The 24938-nt window shown below is 71.9% G+C and carries 22 protein-coding genes, 1 pseudogene and 1 riboswitch; of the genes and pseudogenes, 16 read left to right on the top strand and 7 right to left on the bottom strand.

What is annotated here, in order from left to right:
* Nucleotides 1-105: 105 nt before the first annotated feature.
* Both ACIOMQ_RS14760 and ACIOMQ_RS14755 read right to left on the bottom strand, forming a co-directional pair.
* Nucleotides 106-1497, bottom strand: coding sequence for a solute carrier family 23 protein (locus ACIOMQ_RS14760; protein ID WP_362209008.1), 1392 nt, complete (start codon nucleotides 1495-1497; stop codon nucleotides 106-108).
* 176 nt (nucleotides 1498-1673) lie between these two features.
* Entirely contained in the window at nucleotides 1674-2906 is a 1233-nt protein-coding gene (locus ACIOMQ_RS14755; protein WP_402189138.1) for an MFS transporter, read from the bottom strand.
* A gap of 160 nt (nucleotides 2907-3066) precedes the next feature.
* On the opposite strand from ACIOMQ_RS14755, the gene ACIOMQ_RS14750 reads away from it, so the two are divergent.
* The gene (locus tag ACIOMQ_RS14750; protein ID WP_402189136.1) at nucleotides 3067-4257 is read left to right on the top strand and encodes an ROK family transcriptional regulator; all 1191 of its coding nucleotides are present in this window, start codon (nucleotides 3067-3069) and stop codon (nucleotides 4255-4257) included.
* A gap of 123 nt (nucleotides 4258-4380) precedes the next feature.
* On the opposite strand, the pseudogene ACIOMQ_RS14745 reads toward ACIOMQ_RS14750, so the two are convergent.
* A pseudogene (locus tag ACIOMQ_RS14745) lies at nucleotides 4381-4614 on the bottom strand (hypothetical protein); the annotation flags it as partial.
* Between the two features lie 81 nt (nucleotides 4615-4695).
* Nucleotides 4696-4826: riboswitch (FMN riboswitch) on the top strand.
* Nucleotides 4827-4984: 158 nt separating this feature from the next.
* Between ACIOMQ_RS14745 and ribD the strand changes: the two are divergent.
* From ribD to ACIOMQ_RS14695, 10 genes are all read left to right on the top strand, one after another.
* A complete protein-coding gene (ribD, locus tag ACIOMQ_RS14740) occupies nucleotides 4985-6085 on the top strand; it encodes a bifunctional diaminohydroxyphosphoribosylaminopyrimidine deaminase/5-amino-6-(5-phosphoribosylamino)uracil reductase RibD (RefSeq protein WP_402189134.1) in 1101 nt (366 codons plus the stop codon).
* Nucleotides 6086-6703: a riboflavin synthase gene (locus ACIOMQ_RS14735; protein ID WP_362208996.1), complete on the top strand. Its 618-nt coding sequence runs from the start codon at nucleotides 6086-6088 to the stop codon at nucleotides 6701-6703. It begins immediately after the preceding gene.
* Complete coding sequence (locus ACIOMQ_RS14730) at nucleotides 6700-7344, top strand: nicotinamide riboside transporter PnuC (RefSeq protein WP_401938583.1); 645 nt, start codon at nucleotides 6700-6702, stop codon at nucleotides 7342-7344. Before ACIOMQ_RS14735 ends, ACIOMQ_RS14730 begins: the two co-directional genes overlap by 4 nt.
* The gene (locus ACIOMQ_RS14725) at nucleotides 7341-8639 is read left to right on the top strand and encodes a bifunctional 3,4-dihydroxy-2-butanone-4-phosphate synthase/GTP cyclohydrolase II (RefSeq protein ID WP_401938580.1); all 1299 of its coding nucleotides are present in this window, start codon (nucleotides 7341-7343) and stop codon (nucleotides 8637-8639) included. The genes ACIOMQ_RS14730 and ACIOMQ_RS14725 overlap by 4 nt, the downstream gene beginning before the upstream one ends.
* 30 nt (nucleotides 8640-8669) lie before the next feature.
* Complete coding sequence (gene ribH / locus ACIOMQ_RS14720; protein WP_114243451.1) at nucleotides 8670-9155, top strand: 6,7-dimethyl-8-ribityllumazine synthase; 486 nt, start codon at nucleotides 8670-8672, stop codon at nucleotides 9153-9155.
* A 35-nt stretch (nucleotides 9156-9190) separates the two neighbouring features.
* A complete protein-coding gene (locus ACIOMQ_RS14715) occupies nucleotides 9191-9463 on the top strand; it encodes a phosphoribosyl-ATP diphosphatase (protein ID WP_073739434.1) in 273 nt (90 codons plus the stop codon).
* 69 nt (nucleotides 9464-9532) lie between these two features.
* On the top strand, nucleotides 9533-10381 hold the full coding sequence (hisG, locus tag ACIOMQ_RS14710; protein ID WP_362208986.1) for an ATP phosphoribosyltransferase: 849 nt from the start codon (nucleotides 9533-9535) through the stop codon (nucleotides 10379-10381).
* Nucleotides 10382-10416: 35 nt separating this feature from the next.
* Nucleotides 10417-10881 carry a PH domain-containing protein gene (locus ACIOMQ_RS14705; protein WP_362208983.1) on the top strand — a complete coding sequence of 155 codons (465 nt, stop codon included), beginning with the start codon at nucleotides 10417-10419 and terminating at the stop codon, nucleotides 10879-10881.
* A 185-nt stretch (nucleotides 10882-11066) separates the two neighbouring features.
* Nucleotides 11067-12437 (top strand): hemolysin family protein, encoded by a 1371-nt coding sequence (locus ACIOMQ_RS14700; RefSeq protein WP_362208981.1) that lies wholly within the window; start codon nucleotides 11067-11069, stop codon nucleotides 12435-12437.
* Complete coding sequence (locus ACIOMQ_RS14695; protein WP_362208978.1) at nucleotides 12434-13531, top strand: hemolysin family protein; 1098 nt, start codon at nucleotides 12434-12436, stop codon at nucleotides 13529-13531. Before ACIOMQ_RS14700 ends, ACIOMQ_RS14695 begins: the two co-directional genes overlap by 4 nt.
* A gap of 88 nt (nucleotides 13532-13619) precedes the next feature.
* Here the strand turns inward: ACIOMQ_RS14695 and ACIOMQ_RS14690 are convergent, their stop codons facing one another.
* A complete protein-coding gene (locus ACIOMQ_RS14690) occupies nucleotides 13620-15530 on the bottom strand; it encodes an AAA family ATPase (protein WP_362208975.1) in 1911 nt (636 codons plus the stop codon).
* Between the two features lie 360 nt (nucleotides 15531-15890).
* A complete protein-coding gene (locus ACIOMQ_RS14685; protein WP_401270671.1) occupies nucleotides 15891-16520 on the bottom strand; it encodes a uridine kinase in 630 nt (209 codons plus the stop codon).
* Nucleotides 16521-16695: 175 nt separating this feature from the next.
* Here ACIOMQ_RS14685 and ACIOMQ_RS14680 point away from each other — a divergent pair, with 175 nt between their 5' ends.
* Nucleotides 16696-18066, top strand: coding sequence for a peptidase C39 family protein (locus tag ACIOMQ_RS14680; RefSeq protein WP_362208969.1), 1371 nt, complete (start codon nucleotides 16696-16698; stop codon nucleotides 18064-18066).
* A 117-nt stretch (nucleotides 18067-18183) separates the two neighbouring features.
* Nucleotides 18184-18342 (top strand): SCO1431 family membrane protein, encoded by a 159-nt coding sequence (locus ACIOMQ_RS14675; protein ID WP_402189132.1) that lies wholly within the window; start codon nucleotides 18184-18186, stop codon nucleotides 18340-18342.
* A gap of 125 nt (nucleotides 18343-18467) precedes the next feature.
* On the opposite strand, the gene ACIOMQ_RS14670 is transcribed toward ACIOMQ_RS14675, so the two are convergent.
* A complete protein-coding gene (locus ACIOMQ_RS14670; RefSeq protein ID WP_389800237.1) occupies nucleotides 18468-19742 on the bottom strand; it encodes a glycoside hydrolase family 18 protein in 1275 nt (424 codons plus the stop codon).
* A gap of 375 nt (nucleotides 19743-20117) precedes the next feature.
* Here ACIOMQ_RS14670 and ACIOMQ_RS14665 point away from each other — a divergent pair, with 375 nt between their 5' ends.
* The gene (locus tag ACIOMQ_RS14665) at nucleotides 20118-21290 is read left to right on the top strand and encodes an acyl-CoA dehydrogenase family protein (protein WP_362208961.1); all 1173 of its coding nucleotides are present in this window, start codon (nucleotides 20118-20120) and stop codon (nucleotides 21288-21290) included.
* Between the two features lie 448 nt (nucleotides 21291-21738).
* Here the strand turns inward: ACIOMQ_RS14665 and ACIOMQ_RS14660 are convergent, their stop codons facing one another.
* Nucleotides 21739-22137: a hypothetical protein gene (locus ACIOMQ_RS14660; RefSeq protein WP_362208958.1), complete on the bottom strand. Its 399-nt coding sequence runs from the start codon at nucleotides 22135-22137 to the stop codon at nucleotides 21739-21741.
* Between the two features lie 203 nt (nucleotides 22138-22340).
* On the opposite strand from ACIOMQ_RS14660, the gene ACIOMQ_RS14655 reads away from it, so the two are divergent.
* Both ACIOMQ_RS14655 and ACIOMQ_RS14650 read left to right on the top strand, forming a co-directional pair.
* On the top strand, nucleotides 22341-22781 hold the full coding sequence (locus ACIOMQ_RS14655) for an Lrp/AsnC family transcriptional regulator (RefSeq protein WP_124718962.1): 441 nt from the start codon (nucleotides 22341-22343) through the stop codon (nucleotides 22779-22781).
* A 46-nt stretch (nucleotides 22782-22827) separates the two neighbouring features.
* Nucleotides 22828-24474, top strand: coding sequence for an amidohydrolase (locus ACIOMQ_RS14650; RefSeq protein WP_401989145.1), 1647 nt, complete (start codon nucleotides 22828-22830; stop codon nucleotides 24472-24474).
* Nucleotides 24475-24938 lie beyond the last annotated feature (464 nt).

Here is a 24938-nt window from a genome sequence, read left to right as displayed (position 1 = left end):
ACGGACGCTTCTCCCGTACGGCGGCCACCGGCGCGGCGAGGACGCCGTCACCCGGCGGGGCCGCGGCGCCGGGGCAGATCTGCCGACCGGCGCAGGGGCGCGGTACTACGGCCTGTCGTCCGGGTGCTGTTCGTCGTACGCGGACGTCCCCGAGTCCAGCAGGGGCTCCTGGGTCTTGAGGTGGGCGGGGGCGAAGGCCCGCAGCACGTGGTAGCCGGTGATCACCACGATGGTGCCGAGCGCGATCCCGCTCAGCTCGAAGTTGTCGGAGATCTTCAGACTGACCCCGCCGACGCCGATGATGATGCCCGCGGCGGCCGGGACCAGGTTCAGCGGGTTGCGCAGATCGACCCCGGCGTGCAGCCAGATCTGGGCGCCGAGGAGGCCGATCATGCCGTACAGGATGACGGTGATGCCGCCGAGCACGCCCCCGGGGATGGCGGCGACGACCGCGCCGAACTTGGGGCAGAGCCCGAAGAGCAGAGCGAAGCAGGCGGCGGCCCAGTACGCGGCGGTGGAGTAGACACGGGTCGCGGCCATGACGCCGATGTTCTCCGAGTACGTGGTGTTCGGCGGGCCGCCCACCGCGGTCGACAGCATCGAGGCGGCACCGTCGGCGGCGATCGCCGTGCCCAGCTTGTCGTCCAGCGAGGCGCCGGTCATCTCGCCGACGGCCTTCACATGTCCGGCGTTCTCGGCGATCAGCGCGATGACCACCGGCAGGGCGACCAGGATCGCCGACCACTCGAAGCTCGGCGCGTGGAAGGACGGGAGGCCGATCCAGTCGGCCTTGGCGACACCCGACAGATCGAGCCGCCAGTGGTCGACGGCCCCGGCGCCGCCCGCCGGGGAGTGGATCTTCCCGAAGACCCGGTCGAGGACCCAGGACAGCACGTACCCGAAGACCAGACCCAGGAAGATCGCGATACGTGAGAAGAATCCCCGCAGGCACACCACGGCCAATCCGGTGAACAGCATCACCAGCAGCGCCGTCCACTGATCCTGCGGCCAGTACGTCGACGCGGTCACCGGGGCCAGGTTGAAGCCGATCAGCATGACGACGGCGCCGGTGACCACCGGCGGCATCGCCGCGTGGATGATCCGCGCGCCGAACCGCTGCACCGCGAGACCGGCGAGGAAGAGCACCACACCGACGGCGAAGACCGCACCGGTGACCACGGCGCTGGAGCCGCCGCTCGCCCGGATCGTCGCGGCGACCCCGACGAAGGAGAGCGAACAGCCGAGGTAACTGGGTACCTGGCCGCGCGTGGCCAGCAGGAAGATGGCCGTCGCGACACCCGACATCATGATCGCCAGGTTCGGGTCCAGACCCATGAGCACCGGAGCGACGAACGACGCGCCGAACATCGCGACCACGTGCTGGGCGCCGAGCCCGAACGTACGAGGCCATGAAAGCCGTTCGTCCGGCCGGACCACGGCCCCCGGTGCGGGAGTCTTCCCGTCGCCGTGCAAGGTCCAGCGCACGCCGAGGCCCATGGTCGCTCCCTAGTGTGTAGGTGCGGAGTCCAGTGCCTCGCCCGGCATGGTGCACACCGCGAAAAATGATCAGCGCCATGGTAATGCCGGATCGCGGTGCGCCCGCGGTCGGGCCGTGGACGCGGAAGCGCGGTCCGCTGTACGGGCGGAGGCCCGCGCCCCGCCGGGCCGGCGGCTCAGGGGCGCGGCTCGGCCGCCGCCGCACTCGGAGCACCGGTGTCCGAGGACGGCACGGCCCTGCGGTCGCCCGCCCGCAGCACCCCGGCCCCCAGCACCAGGCCGAACGCCAGCACCGTCACCAGGCCGAACGACACCACCAGCGACGTCGCCTCGGCCAGTGAGCCGATCGCGGACGGGGCGATGAGCCCGGAGGTGTACGTGATGGTGGCGACGCCCGCGATCGCCTGACTCGGGTTCGGGCCGCTGCGCCCGGCCGCCGCGAAGGCGAGCGGCACGACCACGGCGACGCCGAGACCGAGGAGCGCGAAACCGCACATGGCCGGTGCCGCGCTCGGCGACGCGACCACGAGCAGCCCGCCCACCGTCGCGAGGACGCCGCCCACCCGTACCGTCCTGACCGCACCGAAGCGGTCGACGACCTTGTCGCCGACGATCCGGGCCACCGCCATGGTGAGCGCGAACGCCGTCGTGGACGCCGCGGCGAGCCCCGCGGAGGTGTCCATGATGTCCCGCAGATAGACCGCCGACCAGTCCAGGCTGGCCCCCTCCGCGAACACCGCGCAGAAGCCCACCGCGCCGATGATCAGCGCCGACTTCGGCGGCAGCGTGAAGCGCGGCGGCGGCTCCTCGTCCGGTTCGCTGCGCAGGTCCAGTACGCCCCGGCAGGCGAGCAGGCCCAGTGCGGTGAGGGCGAGGGCGGCGACGCAGTGGTGCAGCCGGGCGTCCGTGCCCAGATGCGCGGCCACCGTGCCGGCCGCCGAACCGATCAGGGCGCCCACGCTCCACATGCCGTGCAGCCCGGACATGATCGACTTGTCGAGGCGGTTCTCCACCTCCACGCCGAGGGCGTTCATCGCCACGTCCGACATGCCGGCCGACGCCCCGTACGCGAAGAGCGCCGCGCACAGCGTCAGCAGGTTGGGCGCCATCGCCGGCAGGACCAGCGCCAGCGTCCACAGGGCCAGCAGTCCGCGCAGCGTGGTCCTGGCGCCGAAGCGATGGCTGATCGCGCCGGCCAGCGGCATCGCGAGCGAGGCGCCGATCGCGGGGAAGGCGAGGGCCAGTCCGAGCTGCCCGGCGCTGATCCCGGCGTGGTCCTGGATCCAGGGCACCCGGGTGGCGAAGCTGCCGGTCACCGCGCCGTGCACGGTGAAGACCGCGGCGACGGCGAACCTGGCCCGTCTCACCTGCTCCATGCCGAAGACCGCCTCGGTGGAATCCGTTGTCATACCGCCGTGCCCTCCCTTGGGAATCCTCTGCCGCCGGCGACCCCGGCGTCCGTCTCCACGCTGCGGGCCGTAAACTATCAGGAACCCTGCCTGATAAATAGTGCGTTTGCTCAGGCTCGCCCCTCCGTCCCGTGCGGCAGCGATCTGGAAGGATCCCGGCATGCCCGCATCACCGAGCACCGCTCGGGCCATCAACGACCGGCTCGCCCTGCGACTGCTCCAGCAGGACGGCCCGTTGACGGCCACGCAGTTGAAGACCCTGACCGGACTCTCCCGCCCCACCGTCGCCGACCTCGTCGAACGGCTCCAGGGGGCCGGCCTGGTCCGGGTGGTCGGTGAGGCGGGCGCCGAGCGCCGCGGCCCCAACGCCCGGCTGTACGGGATCGCCGCCGACCGCGCCCATCTCGCCGCGCTCGACGTACGCACCGGCAGCGTCGACGTGGTCGTCGCCGATCTCCTGGGCGCCACGCTGGCCGAGGCCACCCTGCCCATCGGCAGCGACACCGGGACCGAGGCCGCCGCCGAGCAGGCCGCGGCACTGCTGGAACGCACCGCGCGCGAGGCGGGCGCCGCCCCGCTGCACAGCGTCGGCATCGGCGCACCCGGGCTGATCGACCCGGTCACCGGCGAGCTGCGCGACACCACCGGGCTGCCCGCCTGGCACCGGCGGCTGGTCCGGGTGCTCCAGCAGCGGCTGCCCGCCACCGTGCTGGTCGAGAACGAGACCAATCTCGCCGCCGTCGCCGAGCACCGCATCGGCGCGGCCCGCGACCGCGACACCTTCGTCTTCTTCTGGCTCGGCCACGGCGTCGGTGCCGCCGTCATGCTGGACGGGAAGCTCCGCCGCGGGGCCTCGGGCGGCGCGGGCGAGATCGGCTTCCTGCCGGTGCCCGGCACCACCGGCACTCCGTCGGCCGTCAACTGCGACGGCGGGTTCCACTCGCTGGCAGGCTCCGCGCCGGTCTGCGAACTGGCCGCCGCCCACGGGATCCACGTGCCCCCGGGAGCGGCCGAGGGGGACAAGGAGCCGGGTGCCGCGGTCGCCGTACGGGCCGCGCTGGCGGGGGAGGGGGACAGCGAGGCGTTCCTGGACGCCCTCGCCGAACGTCTCGCGCTCGGCGCCGCCGCCATCGCCTCGGTCCTCGACCCGGGCTGTGTGCTGCTCGCGGGCGAGGTCGGTCACGCGGGCGGCGACGCGCTCGCGGCGCGGGTCGAGGAACGGCTCGCCGGGATGTCTCCGCTGCGCACCGAGGTCAGGGCGGGGCGGCTGGGCGGCGTCGCGGTGCTCCGCGGCGCGCTGCTGGCGGCCCGGGAAGCGGCTCAGGACGAGTTGTTCACTCCGGCCGGCTGAACCGCGCGGCGAGACGTTCCTCGGGCGCCGCCGTGCCCGCGGCCCGTTCGGGGCTCAAGGGGTCTCCGCGCCGCTGCCCGGCGGCCGTACGGACGGCGGGGGCCGTCCCGGTCCGGTCGCCCGCAGACGGGCGCGGGGCGGATCGGGAAGCGCCCCGGTCTCCGGACCGCCCCTGTCCGGGCGGCCGGCCCTCATGGCCGTCGGGTGCGCGCAGTCGATGTCGACGCCGCTGAATCCGTACTTCTTGACGAAGGCGACGGCCGAGTCGGCGAAGGTGTCGATGCCCGCCCGATTCACCGACCCGTCGGCCTTGGTCGCCATCGAGTGGAAGCCGCCGGAGTCCACCCGCCTGCCACTGCCGGCCGCTGTGAGCCACTCCACACACACTCACTCATATGGCCTCTCGGCGGGCATGGCACACTGACCGTGTACCAGTAGCAGCGCACTCCGGGGTCGGTGCAATTCCGAACCGGCGGTTATAGTCCGCGACCCGTCCGCAGCCAGCGGCCGGTTGACCAGGTGAAATTCCTGGACCGACGGTTAAAGTCCGGATGGGAGGCAGTGCGCGGCGGGCCGTTTCACGGGTACGCCGCCGTCGGCGGATGGTCTTCGGGCAACCGATCCCATCCGTGCATTCCGGCATTCGGCGTTCCCCTGTCGCGTTCCCGCTTCATCTGTCGTCGTCGACAGGCCCCGGAGTCCGTGCCCTAAGAGGCAGGAGGACCCGGTGGACACCGCAGCCGACATCACCGCCATGCGCCGAGCGATCGCGCTCGCCGCCCGCGGTCTCGGCTCCACCAGCCCCAACCCGGTCGTCGGCTGCGTCGTCCTCGACGCCGCGGGCCATCGGGCCGGCGAAGGCTTCCACCAGCGCGCCGGCGGACCGCACGCCGAGATACACGCCCTGCGCGCCGCGGGCGACCGGGCCCGGGGCGGCACCGCCTACGTCACCCTCGAACCCTGCAACCACACCGGCCGCACAGGTCCCTGTGCCCAGGCGCTGATCGAGGCCGGGGTCGCCCGGGTCGTCTACGCGGTCGGCGACCCGAACCCGCAGGCCACCGGCGGTGCGGACACCCTGCGCGCGGCCGGGATCAAGGCCGAGCAGGGGCTTCTCGCGGACGAGGCCGGGGCGGGCAACGCGGCCTGGCTGACCTCGGTGCGCCTCGGCCGCCCGTACGTCCTGTGGAAGTACGCGGCGACGCTCGACGGCCGGATCGCGGCCGCCGACGCCACCAGCCGCTGGATCACCTCTGCCGAGTCCCGCGCCGACGTCCACCGCCTGCGCGCCGAGGCCGACGCCGTCGTGGTCGGCTCCGGCACAGCCCGCACCGACGACCCGCAGCTCGGTGTACGGGGCGCCGACGGCGCCGTACAGCCCCTGCGGGTGGTCGTGGACACCGGCGCCACCGCCGTACGTCCGGGCGCCCGCGTCCTCGACGGCACCGCGCCCACCCTGGTCGCCGTCGCCGAGGACGCCGACGCCCGCCACCTCCCCGAAGGGGCCGTCCTCAGGCTGCCGCGCGCCGCCACCGGCCCCGGCCTGGACATCCCCGCCCTGCTCACCGCCCTGTACGGGCGGGGCATTCGCTCCGTACTCCTCGAAGGCGGCCCGACCCTGGCCGGGGCCTTCGTCGCCGCGGGAACGGTCGACAAGGTCGTCGGCTATCTCGCCCCCGTGCTCCTCGGCGCCGGCCCCGTGGCCCTCGCCGACGCCGGAATCTCCACCATCGCCGAGGCGTTGCGCCTCGATGTGACCGAGACCGTCCGTATCGGCCCCGATCTGCGCATCACCGCCGTCCCCGGCCCTGCCCGGAAGGGAAACTGAGTGTTCACCGGAATTGTCGAAGAACTGGGTGAAGTCACCGCCGTCGAGGAACTCGGCGACGCCTCCCGCTTCCGCCTGCGCGGTCCCGTGGTCACCGAAGGCGCGAAGCACGGCGACTCCATCGCCGTCAACGGCGTCTGCCTCACCGTCGTCGACCTCGGCGACGGCGAGTTCACCGCCGATGTGATGGCCGAGACCCTGAACCGGTCCAGCCTCGGCGCCCTGGAGACCGGCTCCCGGGTCAACCTGGAACGGCCCATGGCGGTCGGCGGCAGGCTGGGCGGCCACATCGTCCAGGGCCATGTCGACGGAACCGGCCGCATCGTCGAGCGCAAGATCTCCGAGAACTGGGAGGTCGTGAAGATCTCCCTCCCCGCGGACCTGACCCGCTACGTGGTGGAGAAGGGGTCGATCACCGTCGACGGCGTCAGCCTGACCGTCGTGGACGCCGGACCCGACTACTTCACCATCAGCCTCATCCCCACCACCCTCGCCCTGACCACGCTCGGCATCAAGGAGCCCGGCGACCCGGTCAACCTGGAGGTGGACGTCATCGCGAAGTATGTCGAGCGGCTGCTCGGCGACACCGCGCGGGAGCCCGGGGAGCCGGCGAAGTGACCGCGCTGAACTGGCTGAACTCGGAGGCGTTCAGCGCTTTCGGGCAGCACATCATCTGGTCCGACATGATCGGCAACACGGTCGGTCTGATCGCGCTGACGCTGGGCTGGCTCCGCTCCATCTGGACCTGGCCCGCCCAGCTCCTGTCCGGCGTCGTCCTGGTCGCCGCCAATGTCTCCGTGCACCAGGCCGGCAGCGTGGGCAAGCAGCTCGTGGTCATCGCCGTGGCCGTCTGGGGCTGGCAGCAGTGGACCCGGGGCAGGCAGCGGGCCCAGGACGGCTCCATCGCCGTACGGTTCGCCACCTGGCGCGAGCGCGGCTGCCTGCTGGGCGGCGCCGCACTCGGCACCCTCGCGGTCGGCGGCCTGTTCACCGCGTTCCCTTCGCTCTCCTGGAGCCCGTGGGCGGACGCGTACATATTCGCCGGCACGCTCGTCGCGATGTTCGCCCAGGCCCGCGGCATGGTCGAGTTCTGGTTCGCCTGGCTCCTCGTCGACCTGGTCGGCGTGCCGCTGAACTTCCACAGCGGCCTCGCCTTCTCCGGTCTCATCTACGTCGTGTACGGCGCCCTCGTCCTGTGGGGCATGCGCGACTGGTGGCTGCGTTCGCGGACACCCGCTCTGGAAGGAGCCACGGCATGACTGCCCAGCCCACCTGGTTGCACCGGGAACACGAGGACGCCGTCGAGGACCTCGCGCTCGACCCCGTGGAGCAGGCGATCCGCGACATCGCCGCCGGACGGCCCGTGGTGGTCGTCGACGACGAGGACCGCGAGAACGAGGGCGACCTCGTCGTCGCGGCCGAGAAGGCGACCCCCGAGATCGTCGCGTTCATGATGAGCGAGTGCCGCGGCCTGATCTGCGCGCCCATGGAGAACGACGAGCTGGAGCGGCTCGAACTGCCGCAGATGGTCTCCCACAACACCGAGTCGATGCGCACCGCGTTCACCGTCTCCGTCGACGCCTCGGCGGCGCACGGCGTGAGCACCGGCATCTCCGCCGCCGACCGGGCCGCCACGCTCCGGCTGCTGGCGGGCGGCGAGGCGGGCCCCGGCGACTTCGTACGGCCCGGCCACATCTTCCCGCTCCGCGCCCGCTCCGGCGGCGTGCTGGTCCGCAACGGCCACACCGAGGCCGCCGTCGACCTCGCCCGGCTCGCCGGACTGCGGCCCGCCGGGGCGATCGTCGAGATCGCCGGCGAGGACGGCGTGATGCTGCGCCTGCCCCAGCTCGTCCCGTTCGCCCGCAAGCACGGCCTCACGATCATCTCCATCGAGGACCTGATCGCCTACCGCCGCACCTCGGAGCCGACCGTCCGCCGCGAGGCCGAGGTGCGGCTGCCGACGAGCTTCGGCGCGTTCACCGCGTACGGTTACCGCTCCACGGCCGACGGCGTCGAGCACGTCGCGCTCGTCCACGGCGACATCGGGGACGGCGACGACACCCTGGTGCGGATCCACTCCGAGTGCCTGACCGGCGACATCTTCCAGTCCCAGCGCTGCGACTGCGGGCCCCAGCTGCACGCCTCCATGCGCCGGATCACCGAGGAGGGCCGCGGCGTCGTCGTCTACCTGCGCGGCCACGAGGGCCGGGGCATCGGCCTGCTGTCCAAGCTGCGCGCCTACGAACTCCAGGAGCGCGGCAGCGACACCCTCGACGCCAACCTGGAGCTCGGCCTGCCCGCCGACGCCCGGGACTACGCGGCGGGCGCCCAGATCCTCAAGGACCTCGGCGTCCGGAGCCTCAGGCTGATGACCAACAACCCCGACAAGACGACCGCGGTCCTGCGGCACGGTCTGGCCGTCACCGGCCGCGAGCCGATGCCCGTCCAGGCCGGCGAACACAATCTGCGCTACCTGCGCACCAAGCGCGACCGCATGGGGCACGACCTTCCCTGGCTCGACGCCACCACGGCGTCGACCTGCGGCAACCAGTGAACGATCACGGAAACGAGCGGTAGGAGACACATGAGCGGCAAGGGCGCACCCGAACTGTCCGTACGCAACTGCGGTGACCTGCGCGTGGCGGTCGTCGCCGCCCAGTGGCACGAGAAGGTCATGGACGGACTCGTCGACGGCGCGCTGCGCGCCCTGCACGAGCTCGGCATCGACGAGCCGACCCTGCTCCGGGTGCCCGGCAGCTTCGAGCTCCCGGTGGTCGCCAAGGTCCTCGCCGGCCGCGGCTACGACGCGATCGTCGCCCTCGGCGTGATCATCCGCGGCGGCACCCCGCACTTCGAGTACGTCTCCCACGGCGTCACCAACGGCCTCACCCAGGTCGCCGTCGACACCGGCGTCCCGGTCGGCTTCGGCGTACTCACGTGCGACACCGAGGAGCAGGCGCTCGACCGGGCCGGACTGGAGGGCTCCAACGAGGACAAGGGGCACGAAGCGGTCACCGCGGCCGTCGCCACCGCCGCCACACTGCGCACCGTCAGCGAGCCCTGGCGCTGATCAAAGGGCCCGGACCCCGTACTCTAAGGACCATCATGGCGAACAAAACCTTCGAAGAGCTCTTCGCCGAGCTGCAGCTCAAGGCCGCCGACGGCGATCCCTCCACCTCCCGCACCGCCGAGCTGGTGGACAAGGGGGTCCATGCCATCGGCAAGAAGGTCGTCGAGGAGGCCGCCGAAGTCTGGATGGCCGCCGAGCACGAGAGCAAGGACGCCGCCGCCGAGGAGATCTCCCAGCTGCTGTACCACGTCCAGGTGATGATGGTCGCCCGCGGGATCTCCCTCGACGACGTCTACGCCCACCTCTGAGCACGACCCACGTACACCCGCACACCGCAGACCGCACAGACCCCCTCCTCGCAAAGGAAACCCGACCTCATGCTGCGCATCGCCGTTCCCAACAAGGGTTCACTCTCCGGGCCTGCGATGGCGATGCTCCATGAGGCCGGCTACCAGCAGCGCAAGGAGTCCAAGGAACTCGTCCTCGTCGACCCCGAGAACCAGGTCGAGTTCTTCTACCTGCGGCCCCGCGACATCGCGATCTACGTCAGCTCCGGCCGCCTCGACATCGGCATCACCGGCCGTGACCTGCTGCTGGACTCCGGCGCCGACGCCGAGGAGATCCTCCAGCTCGGCTTCGCCCGCTCCACCTTCCGCTACGCCACCAAGCCCGGCACGGCCCAGGGCCCGCAGGACTTCGACGGCAAGACGATCGCCACCTCCTACGAGGGCATCGTCGCCAAGCACCTCGCCGATCTCGGCGTCAACGCCTCCGTCGTCCACCTCGACGGCGCGGTCGAGACCGCCATCGAACTCGGAGTCGCCCAGGTCATCGCCGATGTCGTGGAGACCGGCACCAGCCTGCGCAACGCCGGACTCGAAGTCATCGGCGAGCCGATCATGAAGTCGGAAGCCGTCGTCATCCGCCGCACCGGCGCACCGGAGGACGACCCCAAGGTCCAGCAGTTCCTCCGCCGCCTCCAGGGCGTCCTGGTCGCCCGCTCCTACGTGATGATGGACTACGACTGCCGCGTCGAGCACCTGGAGCGCGCGGTCGCCCTCACCCCGGGCCTGGAGTCGCCGACCATCTCCCCGCTGCACCACGAGGGCTGGGTCGCCGTCCGTTCCATGGTCGCCGCCCGGGAGGCCCAGCGGATCATGGACGATCTGTACGACCTCGGCGCCCGCGCCATCCTCACCACCGCCATCCACGCCTGCCGCCTCTGACGGCCCGGCGACCACCCGGAAGACTGAAGAACACCATGTCCGCCCCCGCGCCCCGGTCCGAACTCCCCACACTCCCGGTCACGTTCCGGCCGACCCGAACCAGAGTGGTCCTGCTGACCGTGGGGGCGGCGATGTTCGTCGTCATCACCGTCATCGCCCTGACCCTGGAGCAGCTGAGCGCGGGGGAGCGGTCCAGCTTCATCTTCACCGCGCTGCTGTTCTTCGGCGTGCTCGCGCTGCTCAGCCGTCCGAAGATCGTCGCGAACGAGGACGGCGTGACCGTGGTCAATCTCACCCGGACGCGCCAACTCTCCTGGGCGGAGATTCTCCGCGTCAACCTGCGGGTCGGCGATCCCTGGGTCTTTTTGGACCTGAGCGACGGGACCAGCATGCCCGCCCTCGGAATCCAGCCGGGAATCGCCAAGCAACAGGCCATCCGCGACGCCCGTGCGCTCCGCGCCCTCGCCGAGAACCACGGCACCGGTACGGACATCGGCTGAGCCCCCTGCCCCGTACGGCCTCTTCTTGATTACTCTGGAGGGCGGCGGCGCCCTGTGCGCCCCGCCCCGCACGAGAAGGTCCACGAGGCCGGCGGGGCTTTCCTGCGACCCAAGGAGTGACTCCTTCCAGCAATGGACGGATCGTCCGGTAGTACCTGCGCCGCCCCTTCCCCGGAGGCGGCGGCATGACCACCCCCCTGCTGCTTCTCTGCGCAGCGTTCCTTCTCATCCTCGCCAACGGATTCTTCGTGGCGGCCGAATTCGGGCTCGTCACGGTGGAGCGGCCGGACGCCGAGCGCGCCGCCGCCGAGGGCGACCGGCGGGCCCGCACCGTCGTCGAAGCCCTGCGCGAACTCTCCTTCCAGCTCTCCGGCACCCAGCTGGGCATCACCATCACCTCACTGGTCGTCGGCATGCTCGCCGAACCGGCGCTGGCCCAGCTGCTGGACGGCCCACTCACCGCGACCGGTCTGCCCGACGGCGCCGTACCCGGCATCAGCGTGGTGATCGGGATGCTGGTCGCCTCCGCCGTCCAGATGGTCATCGGCGAGCTCGTGCCGAAGAACTGGGCGGTCTCCCGGCCGCTCCAGGTCGCCCGGTTCGTCGCCGGTCCCCAGCACCGTTTCTCCGCCGCTCTCCGGCCGGTGATCAGCCTGCTGAACACCGTCGCCAACCGGTTGGTACGGCTGCTGGGCGTCGAGCCCACCGACGAGCTGGCCTCCGCCCGCACCCCGGGAGAACTGGTCTCCCTGGCCCGGCACTCGGCCGAGGCCGGCACCCTCGAACAGGACACCGCGGATCTCTTCGTACGGACCCTGTCGCTCGCCGGACTCACCGCCCAGCACGTCATGACCCCGCGGGTGAAGGTCAGTGCCCTGCAGTCCTCGGCGACCGCGGAGGACGTCCTCAACCTCACCCGCGCCACCGGCCTCTCCCGCTTCCCGGTCTACCGGGAGCGCATCGACGAGGTCGTCGGCATGATCCACCTCAAGGACGCGCTCGCCGTGCCCGCCCAGGACCGGCTGCGCACCCCGGCCGGCCGGATCGCCGTACCGCCACTGCTGGTGCCGGAGTCCCTGCCCGTCGAACAGCTGCTCCAGCGGCTGCGCAACGAGCAGCCGATCGCCGTCGTGGTCGACGAGTACGGCGGCACCGCCGGAGTCGTCACCCTTGAGGACATCATCGAGGAACTCGTCGGTGAGGTCAGGGACGAGCACGACGCCGAGGGCGCCGACCGCCCCGAACTGGCCCCCGCCGCTGCGGAGGACGGCCGCCCGGCCTGGGACGCCGAAGGCAGCTGCCGGGTCCTGACCCTGCGCCGGATAGGGCTCGACGTCCCCGACGGCCCGTACGAGACCGTCGCCGGACTCGTCGCCGATCTGCTGGGACGCATCCCCGCCCCCGGTGACCGGGCCGAGCTGCCGGGCTGGCGGATCTCCGTCCGCCAGGTCGGCCACTACCGTGCCGAGAAGGTCCGCTTCGTCCGCACGGTGGAGGCGACCGATCCCGTCACCGCGGCGCCGCTGACCCAGGACGCCCTGGAGGCCGTGCGATGAGCCTGGTCCAGCTGATCTTCGCCGGGCTCCTCGTGCTGGCGAACGGCTTCTTCGTCGGCGCCGAGTTCGCCCTCGTCTCCGTACGGCGCAGCCAGGTCGAGCCGCTCGCGGCGGCCGGGTCGGGACGGGCCCGCCAGGTGCTGTACGGCCTGGAGAACCTGCCGCAGATGATGGCCGCCGCCCAGTTCGGCATCACCGTCTGCTCGCTGACCCTCGGCGCGGTCGCCGAACCGACCGTCGCCCGGCTGCTGGAGCCGGTCTTCCACGCGGTTCACCTGCCCGAGGGGCTCATCCACCCGCTCGGCTACGTCCTCGCGCTGGTCTTCGTGGTCTTCCTCCATCTCGTCATCGGCGAAATGGTCCCGAAGAACCTCGCGATGGCGGCGCCGGAGAAGACCGCGCTCTGGCTCAGCCCCGGCCTCGTGGGCTTCGCCCGCGTCTGCCGGCCGGTCACCTCCGCGCTGGGCGCCTGCGCCCGGCTGGTGCTCCGGCTCTTCGGCGTCGAACCGAAGGACGAGGTGGAGGCCGTCTTCACCAGCGAGCAGCTCAACCGGCTCGTCGAGGACTCCGGCCAGGCGGGACTGCTGGAGCCGGAGGCGCAGGAGAGGCTGGAGGATGCATTGGAGCTGGGCAGCAGGCCCGTCACCGATGTGCTGCTCAGCCGGGCCTCCCTGGTGACGGTGGACCCCTCCGTCACCCCGCACCGGATCGAGGAGCTGACCGTACGGACCGGCTACTCGCGCTTTCCCGTGTGTGCGGAGGGCGGCGGCCCGTTCATGGGCTATCTGCACGTCAAGGACGTCCTCGACCTGGAGGACGGCGAGCGGGCCGTCCCCCAGCACGTCTGGCGCCCGATGGCGACCGTACGGGCGGAGCTGCCCCTGGACGACGCCCTGACCGTGATGCGCCGCGCGGCCACACATCTGGCGCAGGTCGCCGACGCGTCGGGCCGGATCCTCGGCCTGGTCGCCATGGAGGACGTCCTGGAGATGCTGGTCGGCGAGGTGCGCGACCCGGCCCACCGGGTCTCGGTACCGCGCCGGGCGGCGGAGACGACGACCGGCACCGGCGAACTCACCGCGTCGGTCCACTGAGTTCCCGACCGCCGGGCGGGCCGATGCGCGCTCTTCGGCCCGCCCGGCGATCGAGGACAACGGCCGCCGGGCCCCCGGCGGACCGCCCTCACAACACCGGCGGTTCCTGCGGGCCGCGGTCCACCGGCCCCCGGCCGGACAGCACCTCGCCGTACGCCTGCATCAGATCCGGCAGCCGCAGTGTGGCCAGATCGTCCCGGCTCGGCAGGGCCGCGTAGCCGGAGAGCCGCAGATCCCGGTAGGCGCAGCTCTTCTCGTACAGGGTGCGCAGGAACCGCCCGTTGCCCAGCTCGTCGATCCAGCCCTGGTCGACGACATGACCGCTGATGGAGCGCAGCTCCTCCAGGGACTCCTCGTCCCATGCATCGCCGTTCTCCGCGGCCAGCACCTCACCGATCGAGGTGAGCTCCAGCGGCCGGTAGCTCGGGAAGTCCACCCGGGTGGTGAAGCGTGAGGAGAGCCCCGGATTGGTGGCCAGCAGCCGGTCCATGCCCTCCGGATAGCCCGCGAGGATGACGACGAGGTGGTCCCGGTTGTCCTCCGCCCGCTTGAGGAGGACCTGGAGCGCCTCGTCGCCGTACGCGTCGCCCTTGCTGTAGCCGGTGTTGGAGAGGCTGTACGCCTCGTCGACGAACAGCACCCCGCCGAGTGCCGAATCGATCAGCTCATTGGCCTTCACAGCGGTCTGGCCGAGGAACTCGCCCACCAGATCGGCCCGTTGGGCCTCGACGAGATGGTCACCGCCGAGCAGGCCGAGGGCGTAGAAGACCCGGCCCAGGATGCGGGCCACCGTGGTCTTGCCGGTGCCGGAAGGCCCCGAGAAGACGAAATGGCGCTTCGGCGGCTGTACAGGCAGCCCCTGACCGGCCCGCAACCGCGCCATGTTCAACTGCGCGGACAAGGCGTTGACCTGGCGTTTGACGGGCTCCAGGCCGACCATCCGCTCCAGCTCCGCCAGCGCCTCGGCGAGCAGCACCGGATCGCTGGGCCCGGCCGGGAAGGGGGACGGCGGCTGGCCGGGCACCGCCGTCTTGCGACGCGCTCCGTCGGACGGCGGCGGCACCCCGATGCCCACGAGGCCCGGGGGCTCGCCGCCCGGCCGGAGCTCGCGGCCGTCCACCAGATCGGTGCCGAGCAGCGAATCCCCGTCCGGCTGCGCCTCCGCCACGGCGTCCGTGCCCGGCCCGGCCAGCGAGACGGCGGTGATACCGGCGGCCTCGTCGGCGCCGTCGAGGCCGTCGTAGTCCGCGATCGCGGCGAGCCGCGCCGAGGTGTCCATGAACGCCGGGTCGATCCGGTGCACCGCCCGGTAGAGCGGCAGGGCGGCCGCGCTGCGCCCGGTGCCCTCGTGCGCGCGGGCCAGCCAGTAGCGCAGCTCCTTGCGCTGCGGCTGCTCGCTGCGGCAGCGCATCAGCGCGGTGGAGAGCAGCGGCTCGGCCTGCCCGTACATCTCCAGCCGCACCCGTGCCATCCCGCCGAACAGCCCCGCCTCGATGCCGAGCATCGGATCGTCGACGAGCTGTTCGGTGTTGCGTACGAGCTGATCCCAGTCCTTGACGAGATAGGAGCGGCAGGCGTGCAGGAAGCGCACCTGCGGGTCCGCGTCCACCGGCGGCAGGCCGGCCAGCGCGCGGTCCAGCTCGGGGACATGGCGCCCGTCCAGCCAGTGCGAGGCGTGCGCGAGCAGCAGGTCGCGCGGGCTCTCCAGCACCGGCTGCACCCACCAGCCCAGCCAATACCAGGAGTTGAGCGTGCGCCGATGGCGGGCACGCTGCTCGCCGAAGCGTTCGCGATGGCGGTACATGCGCAGCAGCGCCGTCGTGGTGTCGACCCTCAGCGCATGGAGGCCCAGCCAGCCGTCCGCCATGCCGGGATCGATCCGTACCGCAGCCTTGAACTCCTCTTCGGCCTGGGGGTAGGCGCCCATGGTGTAGGCGTCCACGCCGCGCAGCCAGGCGAGGTCGGCCGGGGCCTGTGCGCCCTGCGTGCCGATGTCCATCTGGTCCCCCACAAACCGTGCCCCCAGGATGTCCCGCCGCACGACCTGCCCGCCGAGGCGCGCTGAATCGCTGTGCCACGGACGGGAATTGACCGCACTGAGAGGCATCGTACCTGCGCAGGGAGTGTGCGACTAAGAGCGCCGCAGGCAGAAGGGAGACCGTGACCGAGGGTGAGCGGAATCCGCCGAACCGGCGTGGGAACGAGGGTGCGAGGGCAGAACGAAGCCCCCGATCACGGGGGAACAACCGGGGGCTTCGTGTCTGTGGGGGCTCCGAAAAGCCGCACATTGAGAACGTAAGACCTGTACCGCCCTCGGGTCAAGCGGAGTTGAGGTACTTCCGGGGCGTTTTCTCACCACTCAGGACGGTGGGGCGATGTGCTCACGGTCCGTGACGGAATGGTTCGTTCCTGCTGCCGCGAGAGGCCCCTCCAGCCACTCGTACCCCACCGGCAACTGCCGTACCAGAGTGTCCGCGTGGGAGCGCGAGGGATCGGCCGAGAAATGCTCCGTCTCGGCCGCCGTCCACCCGTCCCAGAAGGCCGAAAGAGCCGGACCGTCCCGGCGGCGGCCCCGTTCCCAGGACTCCGCCGCCGCGAGATCCATCCACAACAGCCGCGCCAGGCGGGGCCGCAGCGCCCGGCGGCCCGCCCCGACCCCCTCGATCAGGACCACCGGCGCGGGCTTCAGGGCGCGCGGCGTCGCGAACGTCCGCGCGGTCCAGTCGTACGGCGCGTAGTGCGCGCACTCCCCGCGCGACAGCGGCTCGATCACCTGCTCCCGCAGCCGCTCCGTCCAGGTGAAGAAGGACTCATGGGTGGCCAGGTCGTCCAGATGCAGGACAGGAGCGCCGTCGAGCGCGGCGGCGAGGCGGGACGCGAAGGTGCTCTTCCCCGATCCGGCGTGCCCGTCGACGGCGACCAGGCGCACCGGTCCGCAGGACGGCGCCAGGGCGCGCAGCCGCGCGGCGAGGGGCGAGAGGTCGTTCATGCGTCCCAGCCTACGAGCAGGTCCGAAGCAATCGCAGGTCACGTCAGTGGACCAGACCAATATTGGTTTATCGGCGCGAGTCGAATCGCTGGCCGAATCCGGCCACGACCCGCGATAGTTGGCGCACTGTCGTGCACCTGCAGCCCCATTCCGCTTACGACCGGGGGTCTCGCCCATGAACAGACCGACCTCGCGCAGAACCGTGCTGACCGCCGCGCTCGCGGCAGCGGCCACCGCCGGCACGGTGTCGTCCGCCGGCCCCGCGACCGCCGCCGCCCGCTCCTCGGCTCCGTCCCCCACGCCCTCGGCAGCCGCCTCTGCCGTGGACAACCACTCCTGGCACACGTACACCGACTGGCGCAGCGGTTGCGGCGCCGGGACCCGCGCCGTCGCGGGCCGCCGGCCCGGTCTGGTGATCGGCCACGCCGAGGGGCGTACCGACTACACCGACCCGCACACCGGCCGGACCGCCGCCTGGGAGTACGCGACCTGGACCTCACCGGTCCACCGGTCCGCCGTCCCGGCGACCGAGGTGATCGCCTCCTGGAACGCCGACACCCCGGCGGGCACCTGGATCCAGATCGAGCTGCAGGGCCGCTACTCGGACGCCACCCCGACACCCTGGTACGTGATGGGCCGCTGGGCCGCGGGTGACGGCGACATCCGCCGGACCTCCGTCGACGACCAGGGCGACGGCAGGAGCTCCGTCTGGACCGACACCTTCTCGGTGGACGACGCGGCGAGCGGGTTGCGGCTGGTCTCGTACCGGTTGCGGCTCACCCTCCACCGAACCCCCGGTACGCGCCTCACGCCCACCGTGTGGCGGCTCGGCGCGATGGCGTCCGATATCCCGGACCGCTTCACCGTGCCCGCCAGCACCCCCGGCCTCGCCCGGGAACTGCCGGTGCCGCGCTACTCGCAGAACGTCCACGTGGGGCAGTACCCGGAGTACGACAACGGCGGCGAGGCCTGGTGCAGCCCCACCTCCTCGCAGATGATCATCGAGTACTGGGGGCGCAGGCCCACCGCCGAGGAGCTCGCCTGGGTCGAGCCGGGCCTGGCCGACCCGCAGGTCTGCCACGCCGCCCGGTTCACGTACGACTACCAGTACGAGGGCTGCGGCAACTGGCCGTTCAACGCCGCCTACGCCGCGACGTACGACGGCATGAGCGCGGTCGTGACCCGGCTCGGCTCGCTGACGGACCTGGAGACGCTGATCCGGGCGGGCATCCCGGCCATAACGTCGCAGTCCTTCCTCAAGGAAGAGCTGACCGGCGCGGGATACGGGACCTCGGGTCATCTGATGACCGTGATCGGGTTCACCGAGGACGGCGATGTGATCGCGAACGACCCCGCCTCGCCGAGCGACGAGGCCGTGCGCCGGGTCTACAAGCGCGAGGAGTGGGAGACGATCTGGCTCCGCACCAAGCGCCGCAACGCCGCCGGCAATGTGGTTTCCGGCACAGGCGGCGTCTGCTACCTGTACTTCCCGGCGCACCCGACACCCGCGCAGAAGCGGGCTCTGGCGGCCGTCGGCATCCGCTGACGCGGAGCGGGGCCCCGGGAGCAGTGACGGACGTCTCTGCCCCCGGGGCCCTGTCGTGGTGGCACCGTGGTCGGGTCCTCGGGGGACACCCACCGCCGGCCGACCGGGCGAGATGCCATGACCGCGACTGCTGCCGAAACCGCCACCACCCCTGTCGCCCGCCGCCATACGCGGACCGGCGGTCCCGGGGACGGGCCGAAGCTCCTGGAGACCGTGCTGGGCTGGATCCTCGTCGTGGTGATCGCCGTGTTCGTCACCCGGGCCGGCCTCATGTGAGAAGCCGGCCCCCGCGCGGATCGCCTCGGCACGGACGGAACGGGGCGGCCGGCCGATCGGCCCACCGCCCCGCTCCTTCTGCCGTGACAGCCGTGACCGCCGTGACCGGCCCCGACCGGTCGTGACTAGCTGATCGCCTTGATCAGCTCGCCGTTGGTGGTGTCACCGCTGAGCTCCCAGAAGAAGGTGCCGCCCAGCCCCTGCTGGTTCTTGTAGTCCATCTTGGTGGCGATGGTGGCCGGGGTGTCGTAGCTCCACCAGTTGGTGCCGCAGTGCGCGTACGCCGTACCGGCGACGGTGCCGGTGACGGGGCAGCTGTTCTTGAGGACCTTGTAGTCCTCGATGCCCGCCTCGTACGTGCCGGGGGCAGCGCCGGTGGCGGTGCCGCCGGGAGCGTCCTGGGTGACGCCGGTCCAGCCGCGGCCGTAGAAGCCGATGCCGAGCAGCAGCTTCGAGGCGGGAACACCCTGCGCCTTCAGCTTGTCGATGGCGGCCTCGCTGTTGAAGCCCTCCTTCGGGATGCCCTCGTAGGAGGTCAGCGGGGAGTGCGGGGCGGTCGGCCCCTTCGCGTCCCAGGCGCCGAAGAAGTCGTACGTCATCGGGTTGTACCAGTCGACGTACTTCGCCGCGCCGCCGTAGTCGACGGCGTCGAGCTTGCCGCCGTCGGAGCCGTCGGCGGAGATCGCCGAGGTGACCAGGTTGTCCGCGCCGAACTTGGAGCGCAGCGCAGCCAGCAGGTTGCCGTAGGCGTCACGCCCGCTGGTGTCGCAGGTCAGGCCGCAGGCGTTGGGGTACTCCCAGTCGATGTCGATGCCGTCGAAGACATCGGCCCAGCGGGGGTCCTCCACCAGGTTGTAGCAGGACTCGGCGAACGCGGCCGGGTTCTTCGCCGCCTCTCCGAAGCCGCCGGACCAGGTCCAGCCGCCGAACGACCAGACGACCTTGAGGTTCGGGTGCAGCTTCTTCAGCTTGCGCAGCTGGTTGAAGTTGCCGCGCAGGTCCTGGTCCCAGGTGTCCGCCACACCGTCGACCGACTGGTCGGCCGTGTACGCCTTCTCGTAGTCGGCGTACGAGTCGCCGATCGCGCACTTGCCGCCGGTGACGTTGCCGAAGGCGTAGTTGATGTGCGTGAGCTTGTCGGCGGAACCCGAGGTCTCGATGTTCCGGACGTGGTAATTGCGCTGGTAGACACCCCAGTTGGTGAAGTACCCGACCACCTTGTCGCCGGCCGCTGTGGGGGCGGCCCCGTCGGCTGCGGGGGCCGCGGCCCGCGTGGTGGTGGGGGCCGCGCCGGCCGATGAGGCGCCCGCGACGCCCAGCAGGGCGGCTCCGAGGGCGGTGGTGCAGACGGCTGCGGCGAGCGCCCGGAAGCGGGCGCGGGGACGATGCGGTCCAAACATCTTGTCTCCTCGTGGGGGAGGGAACTCGCGAGTGGGGGGCGTGCTGCCGGCTGTCCCGTGGACTTGGCATGAACGCGGAAAGGCCGGTTCGGGTGGAACCGTAGATGGACTAGACCAGTTGGGTCAATGGTTCGGACCAATTCCGGTGATCGTCCCGCCCGCAGCCGAGTCGCTCCGGCACCCCGTGACGGATATCGTCCGATCGGGCATACTCAAGCCGCCACAGCCGCTGGCCAGCAGCTCTCGTAATCCGAGGGGCCGGCACCGGCTGGGTAGTAGTGCTCTTCCGGGCCCTGCCCGGAAGTCCCCCGGCGGCGCCGTCCACACCCCGCGCGCGCGACCGTCGCAACGCCCGACAGGGAGGAGAGCGCCGTCATGTCCGACCGTGCCCCGCAATTGGTGGAACGCCGTCTGCCCACCGAGGAGTCCAGGCAGCTCGTCGCGCTCGTCCGCGACATCGCCCAGCGAGAGATCATGCCGCGCGCGGCCGAGGAGGAGGAAGCGGGCCGCTTCCCGCGTGAAGTCTTCACGCTGCTCTCCGAGTCCGGACTGCTCGGACTGCCCTACGACTCCGCCCACGGCGGCGGGGACCAGCCGTACGAGGTCTACCTCCAGGTACTCGAAGAACTCGCGGCCGCCCGGCTCACCGTCGGTCTCGGCGTCAGTGTCCACTCCCTCGCCTGCCACGCGCTCGCCGGATTCGGCACCAAGGAGCAGCAGGCCGAACACCTCCCGGCGATGCTGGGAGGGGGCCTGCTGGGCGCCTACTGCCTCTCCGAGCCCGCCTCGGGCTCCGATGCCGCCTCGCTCCGCACGAAGGCCGTACGGGACGGCGACGAATGGGTCGTCACCGGCACCAAGGCGTGGATCACCCACGGCGGCATCGCCGACTTCTACACGGTCCTGGCCCGCACCGGGGCCGAGGGTGCCCGCGGCATCACGGCCTTCCTGGTCCCCGGCGACGCCGAGGGGCTGAACGCCGCGGCCCCCGAGAAGAAGATGGGCATGAAGGGTTCGCCCACCGCCCAGTTGAACTTCGACGGCGTACGGGTCGCCGACGCGCGCCGGATCGGTGAGGAGGGCCAGGGCTTCGCGATCGCCCTGTCCGCACTCGACTCCGGCCGCCTGGGCATCGCCGCCTGCGCGATCGGTGTCGCCCAGGCCGCCCTGAGCGAGGCCGTCGCCTACGCCACCGGGCGGCAGCAGTTCGGCCGCCCCATCGCCGACTTCCAGGGGCTGCGCTTCATGCTCGCCGACATGGCCACCCAGATCGAGGCGGGCCGGGCGCTCTACCTGGAGGCGGCCCGGCTGCGCGACGAGGGCAAGCCCTTCTCGCGCCAGGCGGCCATGGCCAAGCTGTTCTGCACGGACGCGGCCATGCGGGTCACCGTCGACGCCGTCCAGGTCCTCGGCGGATACGGCTACACCCTCGACTTCCCCGTCGAGCGGCTGATGCGCGAGGCCAAGGTGCTGCAGATCGTCGAAGGCACCAATCAGATCCAGCGGATGGTCATCGCGCGCCACCTCGCGGGTCCTGAGACGCGCTGATCCGCAGCGGTCGCGCCGACCACACGGGCGTCGCCATGATCCGGTTCCACTCCTGGTCGTGGCGGCCCGGCAGGGTCCGTCCGGCGCCCTCCCAATGACGCAGCAGGGCCCGGTAGATGGGCGGATCGGTGGAGTGCGGCACCGGCCGCGGCGTGGAGCGGGGAGGTGCGGGCTGCGAACCGGGCTGCGGAACCGATTCTTCGGCGGTCGGAGCGGCGAGACGGCGACGACCGGGACCGGCCGTTGAATGCAGCAGGGTCATGCCTGGCCAACGGTGCGGGGTGGGCCGGGGTCACTGCCGGGCCGATTCGCGAGCCCGTTCGCCCGGTTCCCGGGCGGCGGAGTCTTTCGGGTGCGGGCACCACGTCGGCCGGGCCGTCGTGGTGCGGCGCAATGGTGCGACGGGCCCGGACGCGTCCGGGCCGGCCCCGTGCGGGCGGGGGCTCTCTCAGGCGGCGTCGCGCCGCATCTGCGGCATCCGCAGCGGGCGCGAGCCGGGGCCGCCGGCGTGCGAGAACGGCTGCATTCTCCAGTCGAGCCCCTGAGGGAGCGTCAACAGCAGGGCCGTCTCCTGCTCCTGGAGGTCGAGCGACTCGTCGGCGGGCCGCGTCTGCGACGCCGCGCGCCCCGTACCGGCACAGACCGTCAGGACGAACGGGTTCCACGGCGTCGGGCACAGCGCGTGCTCCGGCAGTACGTCCTCGTCCGCCAGCAGCGCGATCGGCTGCGCGCAGTCCGGGCAGATCACCCGGTACATCTCGAACATGTCGTACGGGTCGGGACCGGTGTCCTCGACCGGATCAGCGGGTTCCGGTTCGACGCGTCCGGTCAGCTTCAGGCTCTGCATGGGAAATTCCCCCCTCGGGTGGGCCGACAAGGCGCCACGGCCTCGACCACAGCAAGCACTTCCCGTCGCGCATCGGCCGTAACCGCCGGGCGAGTGGCTACCCGCCCGTAAACCTGTGGCATTCGTCACATGCCTGCCGCAGGTGCCCTTCCGGGGCCCTCGCCACTGTGCCCGAAGGGGCCTGGGGCAATAGGTTGATCCGTATGGAGGAGCTGGACCGACAGATCGTGGAGTTGCTCGTCAAGGACGGGCGGATGAGCTACACCGACCTGGGCAAGGCCACGGGCCTGTCCACCTCGGCCGTTCATCAGCGTGTCCGCAGGCTGGAGCAGCGCGGGGTGATCCGGGGCTATGCGGCGGTCGTCGACCCCGAGGCCGTCGGGCTGCCGCTCACCGCCTTCATCTCGGTGAAACCCTTCGACCCGAGTGCACCGGACGACATCGCGGAGCGCCTTGCGGACGTCCCGGAGCTGGAGGCCTGCCACAGCGTCGCGGGTGACGAGAACTACATCCTCAAGGTGCGGGTCGCGACCCCGCTGGAGCTGGAGCACCTGCTCACCCGGATCCGCTCGCTGGCCGGTGTCTCCACCCGGACGACCGTGGTCCTCTCCACGCCGTACGAGGCCCGGCCGCCGCAGATCTGAGGGGGTCGCGGACCGCGCGGGTCCGGACAGGCGCGAGACTGGTCCCATGACCGAGAGCACCGCCCCCCAGAGCGAACACCGCACCGTGCTGCTGCGCGGTGGAGACGTCCACAGCCCCGCCGATCCCTTCGCCACCGCCATGGTCGTCGAGCGCGGCCATGTCGCCTGGGTGGGCTCGGAAGGGGCCGCCGACGCCTTCGCGAGCGGCGTCGACGAGGTGATCGACCTCGAAGGCGCGCTGGTCACCCCCGCGTTCACCGACGCCCACGTCCACACCACCTCGACCGGCCTGGCCCTCACCGGCCTCGACCTCTCCGGTGCCCGGACGCTCGGCGAGGCGCTCGGTCTCCTGCGCGCGTACGCGGTGGCGCACCCCGAGGACCGGGTCGTCCTCGGCCACGGCTGGGACGCCGCACGCTGGCCCGAGGGGCGTCCCCCCTCGCGCGGCGAGCTCGACGCGGCCGCGCCCGGCCGGCCGGTCTACCTGCCCCGTGTCGATGTGCACTCCGCGGCCGTCACCACCGCCCTGCTCGATCTGGTCCCGGGCGTCACCGGACTGACCGGGTACCACCCCGACGCCCCGCTGACCGGCGCCGCCCATCACGCGGTGCGCTCCGCGGCCCACGGCGCCGTCGCGCCGCGGCAGCGTGCCGACGCCCAGCGCGCCGCCCTGCGCCACGCCGCTTCGCTCGGCATCGGCACCGTCCACGAGTGCGGCGGCCCGGACATCTCCGACGAGGAGGACTTCGTCGCGCTGCTGAAGCTTGCCGCCGCGGAGAGCGGTCCGCGGGTCTTCGGTTACTGGGCCGAGCAGGTCGCCGACGAGAAGGACGCCCGCCGCATCCGGGAACTCGGCGCGGTCGGCGCGGCCGGGGACCTCTTCGTCGACGGCTCGCTCGGCTCGCACACCGCCTGTCTGCACGAGCCGTACGCCGACGGTCCCGCCGGACACACCGGCACCGCCCATCTGGACGCGGCGCGGATCGCCGCCCATGTCACCGCCTGCACCGAGGCCGGGCTGCAGGCCGGCTTCCACGCCATCGGCGACGCGGCGGTATCCGCCGTGGTGGAGGGCGTCCGGGCCGCCTGCGAGACGCTCGGCCCGGCCCGGATCCGGGCCGCCCGGCACCGGGTCGAGCATGCCGAGATGCTCACTCCCGAGACCGTCGCCGCCTTCGCCGAACTGGGCCTGACCGCCTCCGTCCAGCCCGCCTTCGACGCGGCCTGGGGCGGTGAGGAGGGCATGTACGCCCAGCGGCTCGGTGCCGGGCGGGCCAGGATCCTCAACCCGTACGCGGCGCTCCTGCGGGCCGGTGTGCCCCTGGCCTTCGGCTCGGACAGCCCGGTGACCCCGCTGGACCCCTGGGGGACCGTACGGGCCGCCGCCTTCCACCGCACGCCCGAACACCGGATCTCCGTGCGGGCCGGATTCACGGCTCACACCAGGGGCGGCTGGCGGGCCGTCGGGCGTGACGACGCGGGGACCCTGGTGCCCGGTGCCCCGGCCGACTACGCGGTCTGGCGCACCGCTGACCTGGTGGTCCAGGCTCCGGACGACCGGGTCGCCCGCTGGTCGACCGACCCGAGGTCGGGAACGCCCGGCCTGCCGGATCTCACCCCGGGCGCCGAGCTCCCGGTCTGCCTGCGAACCGTGGTCTTCGGACAAACTGTCTACGTACGGCCGAACGAGTGACGTCCGGACATTTCGTACCGCCGATCGAAGACGCCGCCGCTCCGTCGCGACCTGCGGATCTTCGCTACTGACCAGGCAAGTTCCGTAAACATTGCAGGCCAGGCGGCTATTGACAGAACGCGCCCACCGGCCGGTAGGTTCGGCCGAGTCCACCACAGGACGTCCGACCGGTTAAACCTCCACGCAGTCGTCGAACGCCGCTGGGTCATGGGGTGGTGTGCCGCACCGGCACACCACTTCTGACAGCCAGGTTCAGCGCCCGCGCCTCGGGGCGAGGGAAGGTTTCAGCCGGACGGTAGGTGTGACCCGGGTGGGGCCCGGACGTTCAGTAGACAACGGCTCTAGGTCGACCCGCAGCCGGCGGGTCCCAGGTCGGCCCGAAGGGCGCCGGGCCCCCATCCGCAGTTCCCGTCGGTTCCGGTCAGGGAATCTGTCCGTACTTCCCTCCTTCTGTCCGTGGCGGT

Source organism: Streptomyces sp. NPDC087845 (genome assembly GCF_044742755.1).
Lineage (GTDB): Bacteria > Actinomycetota > Actinomycetes > Streptomycetales > Streptomycetaceae > Streptomyces.
Note: the sequence above shows the minus strand (reverse complement) of the source record. Positions and strands in the feature narration are given on the sequence as shown.